We start from the raw sequence: 18,552 nt of genomic DNA, 5'->3' as shown, positions 1-18,552 counted from the left end.
CCCCAATCCCTTATCCTTATAGGCTGTAATATAACTCAAATTCAAAAGGATGAGTCAAGCTTCTGATTTTTGTTATTTCCTCTTCTTTCATTCTAATGTAATTATTAATAAAGTCTCTAGTGAATACATCACCTTGTAGCAAGAACTCATGATCATTTTGTAAGTGGATCATTGCTTGCTCTAAAGAAGAACATACAGTTGGTACATCTACAAGTTCTTCAGGTGGTAAATCATAAAGATCTTTATCCATAGGTTGTCCAGGATGGATTTTCTTCTGAATACCATCGAGCCCTGCCATCATCATTGCTGAAAAAGCAAGATAGGGATTAGCTGTCGGATCAGGGAAACGTACTTCTATACGGCGAGCTTTAGGATTACTGACATGAGGAATGCGAATTGCAGCCGATCTATTACGTGCTGAATAAGCTAAAAGTACAGGGGCTTCAAATCCAGGAACAAGACGCTTGTAACTATTAGTTGATGGGTTAGTAAATGCATTTAAAGCTCGAGCATGCTTTATTATTCCACCAATATAATACAGGGCGGTTTCAGAAAGACCAGCATATTGATCTCCCGCGAACAAATTCACCCCATTTTTTGTTAAAGATTGGTGGCAATGCATTCCACTTCCATTATCACCGACTAAAGGTTTCGGCATAAACGTAGCGGTTTTTCCATAGTTATGTACCACATTATGAACAACATATTTTAAGATTTGCAGCTCATCTGCTTTTTTCGTTAAGCTATTAAACCGGGTAGCGACCTCACATTGATTGGCTGTAGCCACCTCATGGTGATGCGCTTCCACTACCATGTCCAATGACTCCAGCGTTAAACAAATTGCAGAACGAATATCATGTGAAGAATCTACTGGAGGAACAGGGAAATACCCACCCTTTATAGAGGGTCTATGACCAATATTACCACCTTCTATTTCTTTGCCAGAAAACCAATGAGCTTCTTCGGAATCTATTTTATAAAAGGAGCCGCTAATACCTGTTTCCCACTGAACATTATCGAATATGAAAAACTCTGGCTCTGGACCAAAATTAGCGCCATCGGCTATACCTGTTGACTGTAAATAAGCTTCAGCACGTAATGCTAAGGAACGGGGGCAACGGTCATATCCAAGCATGGTTTGCGGATCCACAACGTTGCAACGAATGAATAAAGTGTTGTCTTGAAAGAAAGGATCTAATTTTACTGTCTCTAGTTCAGGTACTAAGGCCAAATCAGACTGATGAATTTTCTGCCATCCTTTAAATGATGAACCATCTATCATTTTGCCATTTTCAAAAAAATCATCATCTACTGCAGATACAGGAATAGTGTAATGTTGTTCTTTGCCACGTATGTCGGTAAATTTTAAATCGATAAACTTGGCATCATGTTCCTTTATCGCCTCAAGCACTACATTTTTATTCATTGTTTTAGTCTCCAGGATAGTTCGGCTGTAAGTTTACCTTAAGTGACTTATTAAACCCAATAGATTACACTCTATAGTTTTCAACTATTGTAAAATAATATGGGCGCGTACCAATATCAAGCGCTAAAGAAAAATGGCAGTGCCAGTAAAGGGGTTATCGAAGCGGATTCGGAACGCCAAGCACGCCAATTATTGCGTGAACAGGGATTAATACCCACTCAAATACAAACGCTAACACAGCAACGCGCAGCGAATACTAAAAGTAAAATCTCAGCCGCAGACCTGGCATTGCTGACCAGGCAACTAGCCACCTTACTTGCAGCAGGTATCCCTGTGGAAGAATCATTACGAGGAGTTAGTGAGCAAACTGAAAAAGATAAGGTAAGAGAACTTATTATTGGAATTCGAGCCAAAGTACTTGAAGGTTATGGTCTAGCACAAGCTATGTCCCATTACCCTAATGCATTCCCAGAACTATATCGAGCTACCGTAGGTGCAGGAGAGCAAACTGGCCGTTTAGATTTAGTTTTAGAAAAACTAGCTGATTATACAGAAAATCAACAAACTACGCGGCAAAAGGTACAGCAGGCATTGATTTATCCGTTACTCATGATCATTGTTTCTACGGCAATTATCAGTTTTCTACTGACTTTTGTTGTTCCTAAAATTATTGAAGTATTTACCAGTAGTGGTCAAACACTACCAGAAATGACGCTCATGCTCATTTCAATAAGCCAATTTATTAAGAATTATGGCCTTTACACCGTACTTGCTATTATTTTGGCTATTACGGCGTTTAAGAAAAGTTTGAATAACATAAAAATTAAAACAGCGTGGCATAAACTAATTCTTAAATTGCCTATAGTGTCTTATTTGGTAAAAACTATTAATGTCGCACGCTACATACACACTTTTGGTATTCTCTTTGCTGCCGGGGTTAGTGTACTGGAAACCATGCGTGTTTCAGCGAGTCTTATTACTAATGTTGTTATGCGGCAAGCTTTTGATACGGCAACTTTAAGAGTGAGGGAAGGAAGTGGTATACATGAAGCATTAAAAGAAACACGATACATTAGCCCTATGGCCATACATTTGATTGCCAGCGGTGAAAAAAGTGGTCAACTATCCAATATGATGGAACGTGCCGCTAGCCATCTTGATAATGAGGTTAAACGATTAATTGATACCTCATTGACTTTATTAGAGCCACTAGTGATTTTACTTATGGGAGCTGTTGTTTTATTTATAGTTTTAGCTACATTATTACCTATATTTTCAATGGAACAATTGGTAACCTAAACACGCTATGAAAATAATTCATAGCGATGTTATTTTATGACTTTATTAGGAATGTAACGTCAATAGACCTGATTTTTGTTTTTTAGTATACTAAACATCCTATATGTGTTATTATTGCCCAATCGGATTTAAGAGGAACAACGATGAATAGACAAAAAGGTTTTTCATTAATTGAAATTATGGTTGTAGTCGTAATATTAGGTATTTTAGCATCTATAGTAGTACCTAAAATTATGGGCCGCCCTGATGAAGCACGTAAGGTAAAAGCAAAACAAGACGTCCTGGCCATTCAAAATGCACTTGATTTATATAAACTGGATAATGGTACTTATCCCAGTACTGATCAAGGCTTACTGGCTTTAGTTGAAAAACCATCAAATAATTCAACAGCTGCTAATTGGAAGCAATATCTTAAATCTGTTCCTAAAGATCCTTGGGGAAGAGACTACCTTTATTTAAATCCAGGACAGCATGGAGATGTTGATGTATTCACCTTAGGTGCTGAAGGACAACCTGGTGGAACAGGCATTAATGCAGAAATTGGTAACTGGGATGAACACGCATAAGGGCTTTACCTTAATTGAAATTCTAATTGTCATTGTTATTATAGGCATTACCATTGGTTTTGCCTTAATTGCTTTTGGGGATTTTGGCGAGAGTAAGCGTATTTTATTTTCTGCTGAGCAACTCGCCAGCACCCTTAAACTAGCACAACAACAAGCCATTTTAGAAACGAGCACTCTGGGTCTTCGTATAGACAATAACAGCTATCAAATTTTGAAATTTCAAAACTCATCAACTTGGGCTCCTTTGCCCAATAAAGGAATTTTTAAAATTACCTACTTTCCTAAAAATACAGTAATTACGCTTAAAACCAGTAATAAAAGCTCACCTGGCTATCCTTCTATAATTATCAATTCTTCGGGTGATATGACCCCTTTTACCTTAGGATTTGGTACCAATAAGGAAACAATAATGACATTGCTTATTGGTAACCATAATGGCAGTTTGACATTTTCTTCTGCAAAACCCAAATGAAACTTAATAATTTAACTCCCAAAGAAACCGGATTTACTTTGGTTGAAGTGCTATTAGCTTTAGCAGTTATTGCTATTGCATTAACCGCATTATTAAAAGCTACAGCCCAAAATATAGAAAATACACAAAGGATCAAAGAAAAAACCATAGGCCACATGGTTGCGATGCAAGGAGTGTCAATGATTCAATTAAATCTTATTCAAGTAAACTCTAGCCAAGAATCAACACAGGCTACCACTATGCTTGGAGAAAAATGGTATTGGAGAGCGAAAATAAGTAAAACCCCATTCAAGAACATTCAACAAATTACTATATCAATTAGCTTGAAACAAGCAGGACCTTTCCGTGAAGAATTAACTGCGTTTAGGTACTTATTATAATGAGAGATAATCAAGGATTCACTCTAATTGAAATTTTAATTGCACTCACTGTCTTTGCAATATTAGCAACGATTACCTCATCATCTTTATATTACGCATTTGATACACGTACTAGAGTAACGATTCAGGCCGAAAAATTAAATACCTTACAATTAGCAGTCAGCTTAATTCAACAAGATACTTCACAAGCAGTTGAACGTGCTATACGGGGCAATGAAATGCGTCTATTTCCAGTTTTTGTAGGACAGTCACAATATTTAGAGTTTACTCGAGATGGTGATATCAATCCTCAAAGCATTGAAAAACGAAGCGCTCTAAAACGTATTGCTCTACTATGCAAAGATAGAGCACTCCTACGTAGAACTTGGCCTACTCTTGATTCCACCAACAAAAATATTTATGAAGATAAAGTATTACTTGATGGCGTCACTGAATGTCATTTCAATTATTTGAATCAAAGCTCGCAACTACTCCCAGAATGGCGTGAACAAGCTGTAAATCAAAACCAAATTAAGGAACCACTCCCTCAAGCAATACAAATCAATCTTACCCTAAAAGAATGGGGTGAAATGAACTTACTCTTTGTTATCCCCGAGGCTCTTTATGCGCCCATTTAAAATGAAACAAACTGGCAGCGCCCTTCTTACCGCACTGTTCATCATGACATTAGTTGCAATCGTTGCAACAGCTATGAGTACGCGATTGCAGCAAGATATATATAGGACTCGTTTAGTTGTTACCCATGACAAACTTTATTTCGCCTCCCAGGTTGTAACCTTTTGGGCATTTGATCAATTAAATGATAAAGCACAGAAGTTTTCTAAGGCCAATCAACAGGGATTAGTAGCTCAATACCCCAAGAATATGGGAGAAATTGTCAATAATATTAAAGTAAGTGGTAGTCTTTATGATCTACAAGGCCGCTTTAATTTGAATAATTTAGTTGACAAAAAATCCATGGGCATGTTTATCAGTCTTCTAAGCAACACAACTACAAAGTTAAATAATGAAGACCGACTTAATTTGATGCTTGCGGTAAAAGATTGGGTATCACCTTATGATCTTGCCCGAGGAAAAGACAGCTACACTGACTACTACCTGTCGCAAAAACCGCCTTATTACCCTAGCCATCAATTAATGACTAGTGCAACAGAGCTTAGATTGGTAAAAGATGTCAATGCCTCTTTATTTCAATCACTAGAACCTTTTATTACAGCATTACCAGAGGCAACACCAATAAATATCAACACAGCCTCTAAAAAAGTACTTATGTCCCTAGGTAATGGACTTAATGAAGAGCAAGTTAATGAAATAATTATGGCGAGAGGTGAGGAAGGAATAAAAAACCTTAAAGATATTAGTGAGTTGATGAAAAAAATTAATTTATCTAGTGAGCAAATTACTATAGAAAGCAAATACTTTCTCTGCGTAACCTACGCAAGTAGCGATGAGTTTAAGTTAGCTGTTTATACTTTGCTAAAACGAGGACAAGACAAACAAGCACGAATAACCGTCAGTATCGTAAGAGAAAGCATTAGTGGATAACTAGTCATCATTTTGAGCTTTACTTTCTAAAGGCCCCATTTCTTTAATTATTTTATCAGCTTCTTTTTTATCCTGTTCAGACAATTTAGCGCTTAAAACTTTAAGTTCTTTTACTGCTTCTTCATTCTTATTTTCAGCGGCAATTTTCAACCATACATATGCTTTTACTAAACTCTTAGGTACTCCCAGCCCAGCGAGATACATGTATCCTAGTTTTGCCTGTCCTTCAGGATTGCCTTGAGCAGCAGACTTATTGAACCAATAGGCTGCTTGTTGATAATCCTTATCAACACCGATACCCGTTAGCAGTAATTGGCCTATCTGCGTTTGGGCTTCTGGTTGCCCCTTCTCCGCCGCAGCTTGATACCAATAGGCAGCTTTTTGGGGATCAGCATCGACACCGTATCCTTTCAGATAATAATAAGCCAAATAAGTTTCAGCATTCACATGTCCTTGATTTGCGGCTTGAGAAAACCAATAAAAGGCAGCTTTATCATCTGCCGGCACTCCGCCTTGCTGACCGGTATATAATAGACCTAGACTATATTCCCCTTTATCGTCACCTTGCTCAGCAGCTTTCTGATACCACACCAAAGCCTTACTCACATCTTTAGGTGTGCCTTTACCCGTCATATATTGAAATGCTAAATTAACTTGGGCTTTGCTATAACCCTGCTCAGCTGCTTTTTTAAACCAAATAAAAGAATTTGTATCACTTTCTGCTACGCCATCTCCAGTAGCATACATTAAGCCTACATTTCTTTGTGCAATAGCATTACCCTGCTCTGCAGATTTCATATACCACTTAAATGCTTCTGGATAATTTTGTTTTACACCTTTACCAGAATCATATAAAAAACCAAGACTTAATTGAGATAAAGCATAGTTTTTTTCAGCAGATTTTAAATACCAATTTTTTGCTTGCTCATAATTTTCAGGCACGCCATATCCATATTGATACATTCGCCCTAATAGATACATCGCCTCTTCATTGCCATCCTTTGCTGCCTGCATCAAATGAGGGTAAGCAGTGTTGTAATCACCATTTTCATAGGCAGAAAAACCAACTAACTCATCAGCAAAAACCGAGCTAATGACAAAAAATAATAGTGCCGAAATGAAAACGCGCATGCCCACTCCAATTCTAATATCCTTATCTAAAGAGTAGAATATGGAACCAACAAAGCAAGTTATTGAACAAGTTTATGAATAAAAATTATAGCGTTGCTTCTCTTAGCAGGAGCAAATTGCGGTAAATGAACCATTGTCGTAACCGTCTTGAATTAAGTTTTACCGAGTAATTTATTACCTGACCTATGCCGTCATCCAAAGGATGATGTGCCACGTTCTCGATGACCGTATTGCAGGGCGGACAATTTGTTGTCCGACCTGCAACGTATAAGGAATTAACTTCTTATAATGCTTCAAATACAGCAGCAGCTCCCATGCCAGTACCTATACACATGGTGACCATTCCATAACGACCGTTAATACGCTTTAATCCATGCAATAAAGTTGCCGTTCTTATCGTTCCGGTTGCTCCTAAAGGATGTCCCAAAGCAATAGCACCACCTAGAGGATTGACCTTGTCTCTAGGTAACTCTAGCTCCTTAATTACAGCCAAAGCTTGCGCAGCAAATGCTTCATTTAACTCAATCCAGTCTAATTGATCCATGCGGATGCCTGCGCGCTTTAGTGCAACAGGAATGGCTTTAATCGGCCCTATTCCCATAATTCCTGGAGGAACGCCAGCAACAGCAAAGCTCAATAAACGTCCCATAGGCTTTAAATTATATTGTTTTAAAGCTTGTTCACTTGCCAATAATGCAATACCAGCCCCATCACTAGTTTGTGAGCTATTCCCTGCTGTTACAGTTCCTCGTGCAGCAAAAACAGGTTTTAATCGAGAGATAACGTCGTAAGAGGTATCAGCTCTAGGACCTTCATCATCACTAATTAATTTTTTCTTTACATGCACGGAAGAGTTTTCTAAGTCAGCTTCTCTTATGGTGATTTCCACGGGACTAATTTCTGCTTTAAAATATCCATTTTTCTGAGCTGATACAGCTTTTTTATGGCTCTCGGCAGCAAACTCGTCTTGTTGCTCACGGGTAATTTCCCAACGCTTGGCAACATTTTCAGCTGTAATCCCCATACCATAGGCTATAGCAACATGCTCATTATTAAATATGCCTGGATTAGCGGTGTATTTATTACCACCTAAAGGAACCATGGACATACTTTCAACACCACCACCTAATGCTAAATGAATATCTCCACTGCTTATAGTTGCCGCAGCAGTAGCTATACTCTGCACTCCAGAAGAACAAAATCTGTTAATAGTCATTGCTGGAACACCTTGAGGTAATCCACCTAATAGAGACGCAATTCGAGCTACGTTCATTCCTTGTTCTGCTTCAGGCATAGCGCAACCAATGACTACATCTCCTATTTCCTGCCAATCAACAGACTGGTTTCTATGAGTTAAATTTTTAATAGTATGTGCTAATAAATCATCGGGTAATGTATTCTTAAAAATACCCCTGGGTGCTTTACCAACAGGAGTTCGTAATACATCAACTACATAAACATTAGTCATCTCTCAATCTCCTCGCTTAATTGCGCAGTGGTTTGCCAGTCTCTAACAAATAGCTGATTCGTGCTTGAGTTTGGGGGGTTGATGCAAGCGTAACAAATGCTTGCCTTTCCTGTTTCAACATCCACTCTTCATCAACCAAGGTACCTTGATTCAGATCTCCACCACAAAGTACGGCCGCCAACTCATTTGCCAAGGTATAATCATATTGTGAAATGAATCCACCTTCTAACCAATTGACTAACCCAGCTTGCAAACGTGCATGCCCTTCTATTCCAGCAACTCTAAATTTTTTCCGTAGAGGAGGAAGATAGTTAGCTGCTTGCATTGCATTGATTTTAGCTAAAGCGACATACAAAACTTCATCGGCGTTCATTAAAACGGTATCTGAATTACGTAAATACCCCATTTGCATTGCATCTATAGCACTTCCGGCAACTTGAGCGGTAGCAATTTGCTGAAAATAAGGCTGAATAAATGCCATTAATTCAGCTTGTTGAGCATGACCTGCGGCCCTCATCGCCATTTCAGTGCAGCCGCCTCCAGCAGGAATAACCCCTACCCCAAGCTCAACTAAGCCTGGATATGATTCAAACGCAGAAACCACAGTGTCACAATGCATCATTAATTCACAACCACCTCCAAGTGCTCGACCACGTAAAGCGGCGACTGTAGGAATAAAGCTATATTTTAAACGCATAGCGACTTGTTGAAATTGAGCTATCATTTCTTCTAAGGCTTGCATTTTATTTTCTTGAATTAATTTAGAAACACCGCGTAAATCAGCTCCAGAACTAAAATTAGAGGCATCGTGTTGATAAATAATTAATCCTTTAAATTGCTTTTCTGCTAATGTTAAAGCTTCCTCTAATCCATCAAGGACTGGCTGACCTATAGTATTCGCTTTACTGTTAAAGCTAACTACAGCGACATCATCCTTCAGATGCCACAGACGAACACCTTCGTTTTCATAAACTACAGAGGTAGGATACGCTGATTCTTTTATCACTCTATCAGAAAAAAACTGGCGCTGATAAACAGGCAACTTGCTTCGTGCTTGATATTGATTTAGCTGAGGTGAGTATGCTCCCTCTTCGGTGTAAAACGCTTTAGTTTCGGCAAGCCAATCAGGTAATTTAGCATTGCTTAATGCAGTCTTTGATTCAATGGACTGGCTAATAAATTGAGTTACTTGATGCAGATCTGCTAATTGCCAGGTTTCAAAAGGCCCTTGCATCCAGCCAAACCCCCAACGAATTGCTAAATCAACATCTCTTACATTATCAGCGATAGTTTCTAGATGAAAAGCGCAGTAATGGAATAAGTCTTTGAAGCAAGCAGCGATAAACTGAGCTTGTTTATTAGTAGAAGTAAACAAATTTTTCATGCGAACTGCAGGATCTTTTATCCCCATAATTTCTTTCAGTTCGTCACTCACCTCTGATTTCGAAGGGCGATAATCTCCTGTTTTAATATCATAAACTTCAATAACTTTGCCATTTTTCCTGTAAATTCCTTGTCCAGTTTTTTGTCCTAAATGCCCTTCTTTTATTAGCGAAGTCAACCATTCAGGTAGGTTGAAGCTACTATGCCATGGATCTTCTTGTAATTGCTGTTGCATAGTATGAACCACATGTTGCATGGTATCTAATCCAACAACATCCATAGTACGAAAAGTTGCAGATTTTGGTCTGCCAAGCAAAGGTCCAGTGAGCGCATCGACCTCATCCAACCCCATACCCATCGCCAAAGTATGGTGCAACGTAGTCAACAATGAAAATACGCCTATGCGATTTGCAATAAAATTGGGCGTATCCTTAGCTCGAACTACCCCTTTTCCTAAATGACTAGTTAACCAAGTTTCCAAATTATCCAATAAGGCTTTAGAAGTAGTTTTAGCAGGAATTAATTCAGCAAGATGCATATAGCGAGGAGGATTAAAAAAATGGACTCCACAAAATTGCTCTCTATGCTGGGCTGGTAATACATCACATAAAGAGTTAATGCTAAGACCCGAAGTGTTACTTACTAAAATTGATTTTTCAGATAAGTAAGGTGAAATACGTTTATATAAATCCTCTTTCCAGTCTAAACGCTCAGCTATTGCTTCAATAATCAAATCACATGAAGAAAGATCAGCAAGATCTTGCTCGTAATTTCGCGCTTTGAGCAACGCGCCTGTTTGTGCGCTTGCTAAAGGAGCTGGTTTCAATTTACCTAAATTCGCTATAGCTTTATCAATTAAGCCATTAGTGGGACCGTCTTTAGTTGCCAAATCAAATAAGAGGGTCTCTATTCCAGCATTGACACAGTGTGCAGCAATTTGAGCCCCCATCACTCCTGCACCGAGAACCGCAACTTTCTTTATAAAAAAAGATTCCTGCATGTTTGTATCCTCTTTTTTGTCATGAAAATAATTAAATCCAATTTATCTTAACCACTAGGTACTAAATAAATCCTTATTTTGAACACGATACATCATTCATGCCAGGCGGGATCCATAATCGTCAAGCTAAGAGTGAAATATCATTCTAAGGCCCTCTCCCTCCCCCTCGCGCGGGCGCGGAGACTTGTCGCTCCATCTGAATATTATTCTACTTCTTATTCCCTCTCCATCGTGGGGGAGGGCTAGGGAGAAGGGGAATTTGCCTCATTTATTCCGTAGCTTGACGGCTATGGGTCAAGACCCAACAATTATAAACACTAGATTGACGGCGAGGGCAAAGTCCCTGGCCGCTAAAGCATTTATTTAAGATAGTGAAAAACGAATACCCTGAGCTAAAGGCAGCTCATTTCCCCAATTGATTGTATTCGTTTGACGCCGCATATAAGCTTTCCATGAATCCGAACCCGACTCACGACCACCTCCGGTCTCTTTTTCACCACCAAATGCCCCACCAATTTCAGCTCCTGATGTGCCAATATTAATATTGGCAATACCACAATCACTTCCCCACGCACTTAAAAAAAGCTCTGCATTTTTTAAACTTTGAGTAAACAATGCGGAAGACAAACCTTGAGGCACACTATTTTGTAACTCAATAGCATCATCTAAGGATTTATAGGACATAACATAGAGAATAGGTGCAAAAGTTTCTTCCTGGACTATCTCCCAGTGATTTTGTACCTCAGTAACTAGTGTTGGTTGAACAAATGAACCAGGCTGTTTTAGTACGTCGCCACCAAAAACAATCTGACCTCCAGACTCTTTAATTCTGGTGATGGCTTTTTTAAATTGTTCTACTGCATCTTGATCAATCAATGGCCCCATTAAATTTCGACTGTCTAGAGGATCCCCTATAGTTATTTGTTCATAGGCATGCTGCAATCTTTTAACTACATCAAGATACTTAGACTCGTGAACAAACAATCGACGGGTTGTAGTACAACGTTGACCTGCTGTACCAACGGCACCGAATACTACTGCAGGGATAGCCAAATTAAGATCTGCACTTTCATCAAGAACAATCGCATTATTTCCACCTAATTCTAAAATGGTTTTTCCAAGCCTAGCAGCAACTTTAACTGCGACTTGTTTACCTGCGGCAGTAGAGCCTGTAAAAGAAATAAGCGGGATACGTGGATCATTAACTAAAGCATCAACGACATCGTGAGAGCTAGGAATAATGAGACTAAAGATCTCTGGGCAGTTATTTTGTTTTAACACTTGATTGCATATGTGCTGCACTGCCACTGCACAAAGAGGGGTTTTTGCAGAAGGTTTCCATAGAGTAACATTCCCACATATAGCTGCTAAAAATGCATTCCACGCCCATACCGCTACAGGAAAGTTAAAAGCAGAGATAACACCGACGATTCCATAAGGATGCCATTGCTCGTACATCCTATGATTTGGCCGTTCTGAATGCATTGAATTACCATATAGCATACGCGACTGGCCAACAGCGAAATCAGCAATATCAATCATTTCCTGTACTTCACCATCACCCTCTTGCTTTGATTTCCCCATTTCCAGTGAAACAAGACTACCAAGACTGTCTTTATGCTCTCTCAGTGCTTGACCAATTTGTCTTATGATTTCACCCCGTTTAGGAGCAGGCACTTTTCTCCACTCTTCTGCTGCTTTTTGTGCCCGACTCATAACTCGTTGATAATCGTCCATGGAACAAGCAGCAATTTCCGCTAGCTTTTCTCCATTTGCAGGACTAAAAGAGACTATATTCAAACCATGATGTTCACTATGCCATCCGTGTGCACTAAATGCTCCTGGATTGATAGGTTCAATTCTAAGTTTCTTTAATAACTCCATGAAATACCTCCCTAAGCGTAGTATTGGCCAAAACGATTTTCTAATACTCGAGACAATTGGAAACTTTCTTGTAAAATCAATCCTTTATACTCATTTTCTTGCCCTAATACTAAATCCACTACGGCACAAATACCGGACGCAGTACTCACTTGTATCGCTGACCACTCCAAACCACGAATGACCTCAGGATAAACTTTTTTCACGTAGCTTTTTTCAGTTAACTCACCGCGCTTAATACCTTCAACGGTAACATAAACAATGACAATATCTTGATAAGTTTTAGGGATAGCGTTTTCAAGAATTCTCTTTAGGGTACCTCTGTCTTCATTTAAGCGTAAGTCATTCATTAATAATCGCATTTTTTCACAATGACCGGGGTAACGCATAGTTTTATAATTCATAGTCTGGACTTTACCAGCATACAACTCACCCAAACTACCAAGTCCACCTGAAGTATTGAATGCTTCATATTCGCAACCATCTATCTGTATGGCCTCTAACCCTTCAAGCGGAGCCATCATCACCGATTTTCCAGATTCAATACCAAAACAAGGGTTACCATATTCGTTAATCACTCCATCAGTAGACCAGGTTAACGAGTATTGAAGTGCGTTATTCGCGCGTTGTGGTAAAGCGCCAACTCGTAGTTTCGCATGAAAACATTGCTCAAACTCTTGCATTAAGCTATTAGCCGCAATACTGATAAATCCAGGAGCTAAACCACATTGAGGTACAAAGGCCGTATCTGCGTTTAAGGCAATAGCTTTAACAGCCTCAGTAACAGAGGTATCTTCGGTTAAATCAAAATAGTGTGCTTTCGCAGCTTTCGCAGCTTGAGCAACATAAGTATTTAAAAAATAAGGTAAACTAGAAATAACTGCAATAATGTTATGCTTTGTCATGTAAGCTTGCGTCGCCTGCTGATCTTTGACATCCAACGCAACTGTCTTAATTTCAGGCAATGCCGCTAGTAATCTTTTTACATCCGATCCATTAAATTCAACATCTGCCAGATGAACCTGATAGGATCCACTATCCGCTAATAAACAAGCAATTAAACTACCTATCTTCCCAGCACCAGTAATCATTACATTATACATACAATCAATCCCTCTCTGTTGTAAAACGTGATAATCGTACACAAAATATTAAGCATTGGATAGAGATAATTAGACCAAGCTCACATAAAAGATATAATATTCTTAAATTTATCTCATAAAAAAATAGTATTATTTTTCATGAACTTTTTATGCACATTGCGCTTGCTGCTGTGATATTTGAAACGATGCTCTTGTCCTTATATCATAATAACATCTATAATTCCTGGTCCGAGTCTTGTACTCATTTATTTTGACCACTTTAATCGATTGATCACACCATGAAGCAAGCTGCTTTGACTAACTCTGTACTCTTTGATGCGATCATTAGATCCAAGTGTGTATTGTATTTTTTCATTTTTATCGTAGGCTTATTAGCCCCTCTTGGTTTTGCCCCATTTCATATGCCCGGCATTACCATTTTGAGTTTGGCATTCCTGTATTCATCGTTATTAAATAGCCCAACAAAGCAAGGAGCTATTCTAGGTTTTATTTATGGGATAGGTTATTTTGGATCAGGAGTCTCTTGGGTTATTGTTAGTATTCATGACTATGGTCAACTCAATTACGTTTTATCTGCATTAGCAACCCTTCTTTTTATACTCTATTTAGCCCTATTTCCTGCTTTAGTTACTTATATTTTTAAATTGCTAGAACCAAGACATAATAAATTATTGAGTATTCTTCTGTTTAGTAGTCTATGGTGTCTTAGTGAATTTATGAGGGCTAACTTATTTAGTGGTTTTCCCTGGCTATTAATTGGTACAACTCAAATAGATACCCCCCTACGTTACCTTGCACCACTTATAGGGATATATGGCTTAAGTGTATTTTGCGCATTTTCTGCTGCTCTACTAACTATTGCCATTCGCGAAAACTCGGCGAAACGCTACTATTATCTTATCTTGTTTATCCTCATTATTATTACTCCGTCCCTTGGCAAAAACATTCAATGGACGAAGGTAAAGAATGAACCTATTAGTATTGGTGTTATTCAAGCTAACTTATCCATGCGTGATAAATGGGATGATGCATTATTCTGGAGTTTATTAAAATATTATGGCCACGCCATTGATAAATTATTAGGAAAACAATTAATCATTTTGCCTGAATCAGCTATTCCTCTACCATCTAATTATCTAGACGAATATCTCCTGAAGCTACATCAAAAAGCACTAAAAGCTAAAAGTGCCCTAATGCTAGGAATATTACAGCCTACCAACAATAGCGAGACGAATTACTATAATTCTATTATTAGTCTGGGACATGCTAAAGGAAAACATCTAAAGCACCAATTAGTCCCGTTTGGAGAATATATACCAGCCCCATTCGTCTCAATCAATCGATGGTTAAACTTACCTGAGCCCAATATCCTGCCTGGAAAAACTAAACAAAAGTTAATTAACGTAGCCAATTACCCTATTGCCAGTCTAATTTGTTATGAAATTGCTTACCCTAATTTATTAAGATTACAAATGCCTATAGCCGAATGGATAGTGTCAATTAGCGATAATGGTTGGTTCGGACGCTCCTTAGCCAGCTATCAACAATTACAAATGGCGCAGATGCTCTCTTTAATGACGGGAAGATTTCAGATTGTTGTAAATAACGATGGCCTATCTTCTGTTATCAATAGTGATGGCGATATAGTTAATGGTTTACCTCCTTTTAGCTCTGGCATATTAGAGAGCACTATCTTTCCTGCAGAAGGGACAACACCGTGGATAGTTTGCTATGACTATCCTTCGATAATTTTTTGCTCATTGTTGGTTATTTTTATTCTATTTTTGCAGTTTAGACGATTTCCAAAGAATTATTCTATTGCTGGCGAGGACAAGAGGGAGTATTCTAGCGCTTCACCGTCACTTGATTAATTGGACTATGGATAATATCTATAAACCTGAAGAAATTGAAGAACAAGCCCAGCAATATTGGCATAAGAAACAATCATTTAATGTTACTGAAGATTTAAACAAAGAAAAATTTTATTGTTTGTCTATGTTCCCCTACCCTAGTGGTACTCTGCATATGGGGCACGTGCGCAACTATACCCTTGGCGATGTTATCTCTCGCTATCAACGTGCATTAGGTAAAAATGTTCTGCAACCCATTGGTTGGGATGCTTTTGGCTTACCAGCTGAGAACGCAGCGATTAAAAATGGCATACCACCAGCCGAGTGGACTAAAAAAAACATAGCTGCAATGAAAGAGCAATTTTTACGTCTAGGTAATGCTTACGACTGGAAAAGAGAAATCACAACATGTGATCCTGAATATTATCGTTGGGAACAGTGGTTTTTTATACGCTTATTTGAAAAAGGACTAGTTTACAAAAAAAATGCGGTCGTTAATTGGGATCCGGTAGATCAAACTGTTCTTGCAAATGAACAAGTCGTTGACGGCAGAGGATGGCGTTCTGGAGCACTAGTTGAGCGCAAAGAAATTTCTCAATGGTTTATTAAGATAACCGCCTATGCTGATGAATTACTCACTTCATTAGACTCTCTTGATGAGTGGCCAGCACAAGTCAAACAAATGCAGCGTAACTGGATTGGTAAATCAATTGGTACCGAGATCAGTTTTACTGTAAATAATTATCCTAAACGTCTAAAAGTTTATACTACACGACCAGATACTTTAATGGGAGCTACCTATATAGCGATAGCTACCGATCATCCGATAGCTAAAGAAGCAGCAGCAAATAACCCTGAAGTTAAAGCATTCATTGACAGTTGTCAGGGAACAAAAATGGCCGAGGCAGAACTCGCTACAATGGAAAAACGTGGTATAGCAACGGGAATGACAGCTATCCATCCTATAACGGGTAAAGAGTTGCCTATATGGACTGCTAATTTTGTACTCATGCACTACGGTTCTGGTGCAGTGATGTCAGTGCCGGCACACGATCAAAGAGATTGGGAGTTTGCCCAGAAGTACAATCTTCCGATGATAGAAGTAATTAAACCAGAGCATGATCAAAATCACGATTTTACACAATCTGCTTATACTGACGAAGGTTTGTTAATTAACTCCGAACAATTTAATAATTTGCATTCATCACAGGCAACTCAAGCTATTACTCAATATCTTGAAGAACATGAAGCAGGCAAAGCGACGATAAATTATCGCATCCGTGATTGGGGAGTGTCACGGCAACGTTATTGGGGAGCACCTATCCCTATGATTCTATGTGAACAATGTGGAGTTGTTCCTGTTCCAGAAGATGAATTACCTGTAGTTCTACCTGAAAATGTACAATTTACAGGATCTGGTTCACCACTGGCGCAATGTAAAGAATTTATTAATGTCTCTTGCCCCAAGTGCGGGCAAGATGCAACAAGAGAAACAGATACTTTTGATACTTTTATTGAGTCTTCTTGGTATTACGCTCGTTTTTCCTGTAAAGGGCAAGAAAATGCGATGCTCGATGATAGAGCAAAATATTGGACCCCTGTTGACCAATACATAGGTGGAATAGAACATGCTGTAATGCATTTACTTTATGCGCGTTTTTTCCATAAATTAATGAGAGATGAAGGATTACTCAATTCTGACGAACCATTTAAAGCTCTACTGACCCAAGGAATGGTGTTAAAAGATGGGCATAAAATGTCTAAGTCACTTGGCAATGTGGTTGATCCCAATCATTTAATTAGCACTTATGGGGCAGACACAGCTCGTTTATTTGTCATGTTTGCCGCACCTCCCGAGCAATCATTAGAATGGTCTGATGCCGCCGTAGAGGGTGCGCACCGTTTCCTCAAACGTATATGGGCATTTGCCCACCAACATATCAATATGCTTGTTGATATCAATGACATTATTTTGAGCGGCAACGGGCACATTAATTGGCAAAACACAGAAAGCAGACTAAAAAAATCACGACACGTTGTTCATCAAATTCTTGCCCAGGCAACCAATGATTATGATAGAAATCAGTTCAATACAGTGGTTTCTGGATGCATGAAACTGTTTAATGAGATGACAAGCTACTCCATTGAAACAGAAGATGATAAATTCTTTATACATTCTTGTATGAGTATTTTATTGAGATTATTAGCCCCTATTACTCCACATATATGCCATTCTTTGTGGCAAAATCTAGGTTTTGAAAAAGCGATTATTGACGCTCCTTGGCCCAGAGTTGATAAAGGTGCTCTCAAAACAGATGAAGTCAATTATGTGGTGCAGGTTAATGGCAAATTAAGAGCTCAGTTCACAGCAAGTGTTGATGCAACAGAAGAAGTGTTGATTGAAACAGCCAAACAACATGTTCATGAGTATCTCGCAGAAAAGACATTAAAAAAAGCTATAGTTGTTGCTCATAGACAATTAATTAATTTGGTCATTGCTTAAGAATGTTTATTAAGTTTTTTTCCAAACTCAGCTGCAGTGCAACAGCGCTTCGCTGCAGCGTATTCGGAAAGAGCTCTGTTCCACTCGTTTTAGCTTTACTCTTATCAGCTTGCGGTTTTCATTTACGCGGCCTTATCGATGTTCCAGAATGGCTAAATAATGTATCGATTATTTCAAAGGATGGAAATAAAGAACTAATTTCCATATTAAAATCTCAATTAGAAGGTTATAAAATAAGAGTTAACCCCGATCCTGCTTTTGCTAAATACTGGCTCATTATTAGCAATGTTAATGTCCATCAGCAAGTAGTTAGTATTGGTGCAAGTACCAATCCACGACAATATCAACTTATTTTGACTCTAGTATTTACACTACAAACATCAAGGGGACAAGTAATAAAACCCCCACAGTATATTTCAGTAAGTCGTCAACTTACTGTCAATAGTGATCGCATTCTTGGCTCCAATGACGAGGAGACTATTTTAGTTAATGAAATGAAAAAAGAAGCGGTACTTCAAATAATTAATCGCCTAAGTCGAAAATAA

Annotated in this window: 15 protein-coding genes; 9 read left to right on the top strand and 6 right to left on the bottom strand. The window is 38.6% G+C overall.

What is annotated here, in order from left to right; translation table 11 throughout:
* Positions 1–16 precede the first annotated feature (16 nt).
* Positions 17–1,426: a type I glutamate--ammonia ligase gene (glnA, locus tag LFA_RS05780; RefSeq protein WP_045095336.1), complete on the bottom strand. Its 1,410-nt coding sequence runs from the start codon at positions 1,424–1,426 to the stop codon at positions 17–19.
* A 99-nt stretch (positions 1,427–1,525) separates the two neighbouring features.
* On the opposite strand from glnA, the gene lspF reads away from it, so the two are divergent.
* From lspF to gspK, 6 genes are all read left to right on the top strand, one after another.
* Positions 1,526–2,725: a GspF family T2SS innner membrane protein variant LspF gene (gene lspF, locus LFA_RS05775; protein WP_045095335.1), complete on the top strand. Its 1,200-nt coding sequence runs from the start codon at positions 1,526–1,528 to the stop codon at positions 2,723–2,725.
* A gap of 143 nt (positions 2,726–2,868) precedes the next feature.
* Positions 2,869–3,291 (top strand): GspG family T2SS major pseudopilin variant LspG, encoded by a 423-nt coding sequence (gene lspG, locus LFA_RS05770; protein WP_045095334.1) that lies wholly within the window; start codon positions 2,869–2,871, stop codon positions 3,289–3,291.
* Entirely contained in the window at positions 3,278–3,763 is a 486-nt protein-coding gene (lspH, locus tag LFA_RS05765; RefSeq protein ID WP_045095333.1) for a GspH family T2SS minor pseudopilin variant LspH, read from the top strand. Before lspG ends, lspH begins: the two co-directional genes overlap by 14 nt.
* Positions 3,760–4,143 carry a GspI family T2SS minor pseudopilin variant LspI gene (gene lspI / locus LFA_RS05760; protein ID WP_045095332.1) on the top strand — a complete coding sequence of 128 codons (384 nt, stop codon included), beginning with the start codon at positions 3,760–3,762 and terminating at the stop codon, positions 4,141–4,143. Before lspH ends, lspI begins: the two co-directional genes overlap by 4 nt.
* Complete coding sequence (gene lspJ, locus LFA_RS05755) at positions 4,143–4,760, top strand: GspJ family T2SS minor pseudopilin variant LspJ (RefSeq protein ID WP_045095331.1); 618 nt, start codon at positions 4,143–4,145, stop codon at positions 4,758–4,760. The genes lspI and lspJ overlap by 1 nt, the downstream gene beginning before the upstream one ends.
* The gene (gene gspK, locus LFA_RS05750; RefSeq protein WP_045095330.1) at positions 4,747–5,688 is read left to right on the top strand and encodes a type II secretion system minor pseudopilin GspK; all 942 of its coding nucleotides are present in this window, start codon (positions 4,747–4,749) and stop codon (positions 5,686–5,688) included. The genes lspJ and gspK overlap by 14 nt, the downstream gene beginning before the upstream one ends.
* Here gspK and LFA_RS05745 read toward each other — a convergent pair whose 3' ends face one another.
* The 5 genes from LFA_RS05745 to LFA_RS05725 form a co-directional block, all read right to left on the bottom strand.
* Positions 5,689–6,819, bottom strand: a complete 1,131-nt coding sequence (locus LFA_RS05745) for a tetratricopeptide repeat protein (protein ID WP_045095329.1) — start codon at positions 6,817–6,819, stop codon at positions 5,689–5,691. It lies immediately after the preceding gene.
* 283 nt (positions 6,820–7,102) lie between these two features.
* Positions 7,103–8,287 carry an acetyl-CoA C-acyltransferase gene (locus LFA_RS05740; protein WP_045095328.1) on the bottom strand — a complete coding sequence of 395 codons (1,185 nt, stop codon included), beginning with the start codon at positions 8,285–8,287 and terminating at the stop codon, positions 7,103–7,105.
* Between the two features lie 16 nt (positions 8,288–8,303).
* Entirely contained in the window at positions 8,304–10,670 is a 2,367-nt protein-coding gene (locus LFA_RS05735; RefSeq protein ID WP_045095327.1) for a 3-hydroxyacyl-CoA dehydrogenase/enoyl-CoA hydratase family protein, read from the bottom strand.
* A gap of 363 nt (positions 10,671–11,033) precedes the next feature.
* Complete coding sequence (gene amaB / locus LFA_RS05730) at positions 11,034–12,554, bottom strand: L-piperidine-6-carboxylate dehydrogenase (protein ID WP_045095326.1); 1,521 nt, start codon at positions 12,552–12,554, stop codon at positions 11,034–11,036.
* A gap of 11 nt (positions 12,555–12,565) precedes the next feature.
* Positions 12,566–13,654 (bottom strand): saccharopine dehydrogenase family protein, encoded by a 1,089-nt coding sequence (locus LFA_RS05725; RefSeq protein WP_045095325.1) that lies wholly within the window; start codon positions 13,652–13,654, stop codon positions 12,566–12,568.
* Positions 13,655–13,932: 278 nt separating this feature from the next.
* Here LFA_RS05725 and lnt point away from each other — a divergent pair, with 278 nt between their 5' ends.
* From lnt to LFA_RS05710, 3 genes are read left to right on the top strand one after another with little or no spacing between them, the layout of a single operon-like run.
* Positions 13,933–15,525 (top strand): apolipoprotein N-acyltransferase, encoded by a 1,593-nt coding sequence (gene lnt, locus LFA_RS05720; RefSeq protein ID WP_045095324.1) that lies wholly within the window; start codon positions 13,933–13,935, stop codon positions 15,523–15,525.
* 7 nt (positions 15,526–15,532) lie between these two features.
* On the top strand, positions 15,533–18,007 hold the full coding sequence (gene leuS, locus LFA_RS05715) for a leucine--tRNA ligase (RefSeq protein WP_045097446.1): 2,475 nt from the start codon (positions 15,533–15,535) through the stop codon (positions 18,005–18,007).
* 2 nt (positions 18,008–18,009) lie between these two features.
* Entirely contained in the window at positions 18,010–18,552 is a 543-nt protein-coding gene (locus LFA_RS05710) for an LPS-assembly lipoprotein LptE (protein ID WP_052673867.1), read from the top strand.

Source organism: Legionella fallonii LLAP-10, from assembly GCF_000953135.1.
GTDB lineage: Bacteria > Pseudomonadota > Gammaproteobacteria > Legionellales > Legionellaceae > Legionella > Legionella fallonii.
This window is presented reverse-complemented; position numbering and strand designations above follow the sequence as displayed.

Excerpts from the sequence above, each read along its gene's own strand:
- glnA (WP_045095336.1), bottom strand. The coding sequence starts at position 1,426 with ATGAATAAAAATGTAGTGCTTGAGGCGATAAAGGAACATGATGCCAAG.
- lspF (WP_045095335.1), top strand. The coding sequence starts at position 1,526 with ATGGGCGCGTACCAATATCAAGCGCTAAAGAAAAATGGCAGTGCCAGT.
- lspG (WP_045095334.1), top strand. The coding sequence starts at position 2,869 with ATGAATAGACAAAAAGGTTTTTCATTAATTGAAATTATGGTTGTAGTC.
- lspH (WP_045095333.1), top strand. The coding sequence starts at position 3,278 with ATGAACACGCATAAGGGCTTTACCTTAATTGAAATTCTAATTGTCATT.
- lspI (WP_045095332.1), top strand. The coding sequence starts at position 3,760 with ATGAAACTTAATAATTTAACTCCCAAAGAAACCGGATTTACTTTGGTT.
- lspJ (WP_045095331.1), top strand. The coding sequence starts at position 4,143 with ATGAGAGATAATCAAGGATTCACTCTAATTGAAATTTTAATTGCACTC.
- gspK (WP_045095330.1), top strand. The coding sequence starts at position 4,747 with ATGCGCCCATTTAAAATGAAACAAACTGGCAGCGCCCTTCTTACCGCA.
- LFA_RS05745 (WP_045095329.1), bottom strand. The coding sequence starts at position 6,819 with ATGCGCGTTTTCATTTCGGCACTATTATTTTTTGTCATTAGCTCGGTT.
- LFA_RS05740 (WP_045095328.1), bottom strand. The coding sequence starts at position 8,287 with ATGACTAATGTTTATGTAGTTGATGTATTACGAACTCCTGTTGGTAAA.
- LFA_RS05735 (WP_045095327.1), bottom strand. The coding sequence starts at position 10,670 with ATGCAGGAATCTTTTTTTATAAAGAAAGTTGCGGTTCTCGGTGCAGGA.
- amaB (WP_045095326.1), bottom strand. The coding sequence starts at position 12,554 with ATGGAGTTATTAAAGAAACTTAGAATTGAACCTATCAATCCAGGAGCA.
- LFA_RS05725 (WP_045095325.1), bottom strand. The coding sequence starts at position 13,654 with ATGTATAATGTAATGATTACTGGTGCTGGGAAGATAGGTAGTTTAATT.
- lnt (WP_045095324.1), top strand. The coding sequence starts at position 13,933 with ATGAAGCAAGCTGCTTTGACTAACTCTGTACTCTTTGATGCGATCATT.
- leuS (WP_045097446.1), top strand. The coding sequence starts at position 15,533 with ATGGATAATATCTATAAACCTGAAGAAATTGAAGAACAAGCCCAGCAA.
- LFA_RS05710 (WP_052673867.1), top strand. The coding sequence starts at position 18,010 with ATGTTTATTAAGTTTTTTTCCAAACTCAGCTGCAGTGCAACAGCGCTT.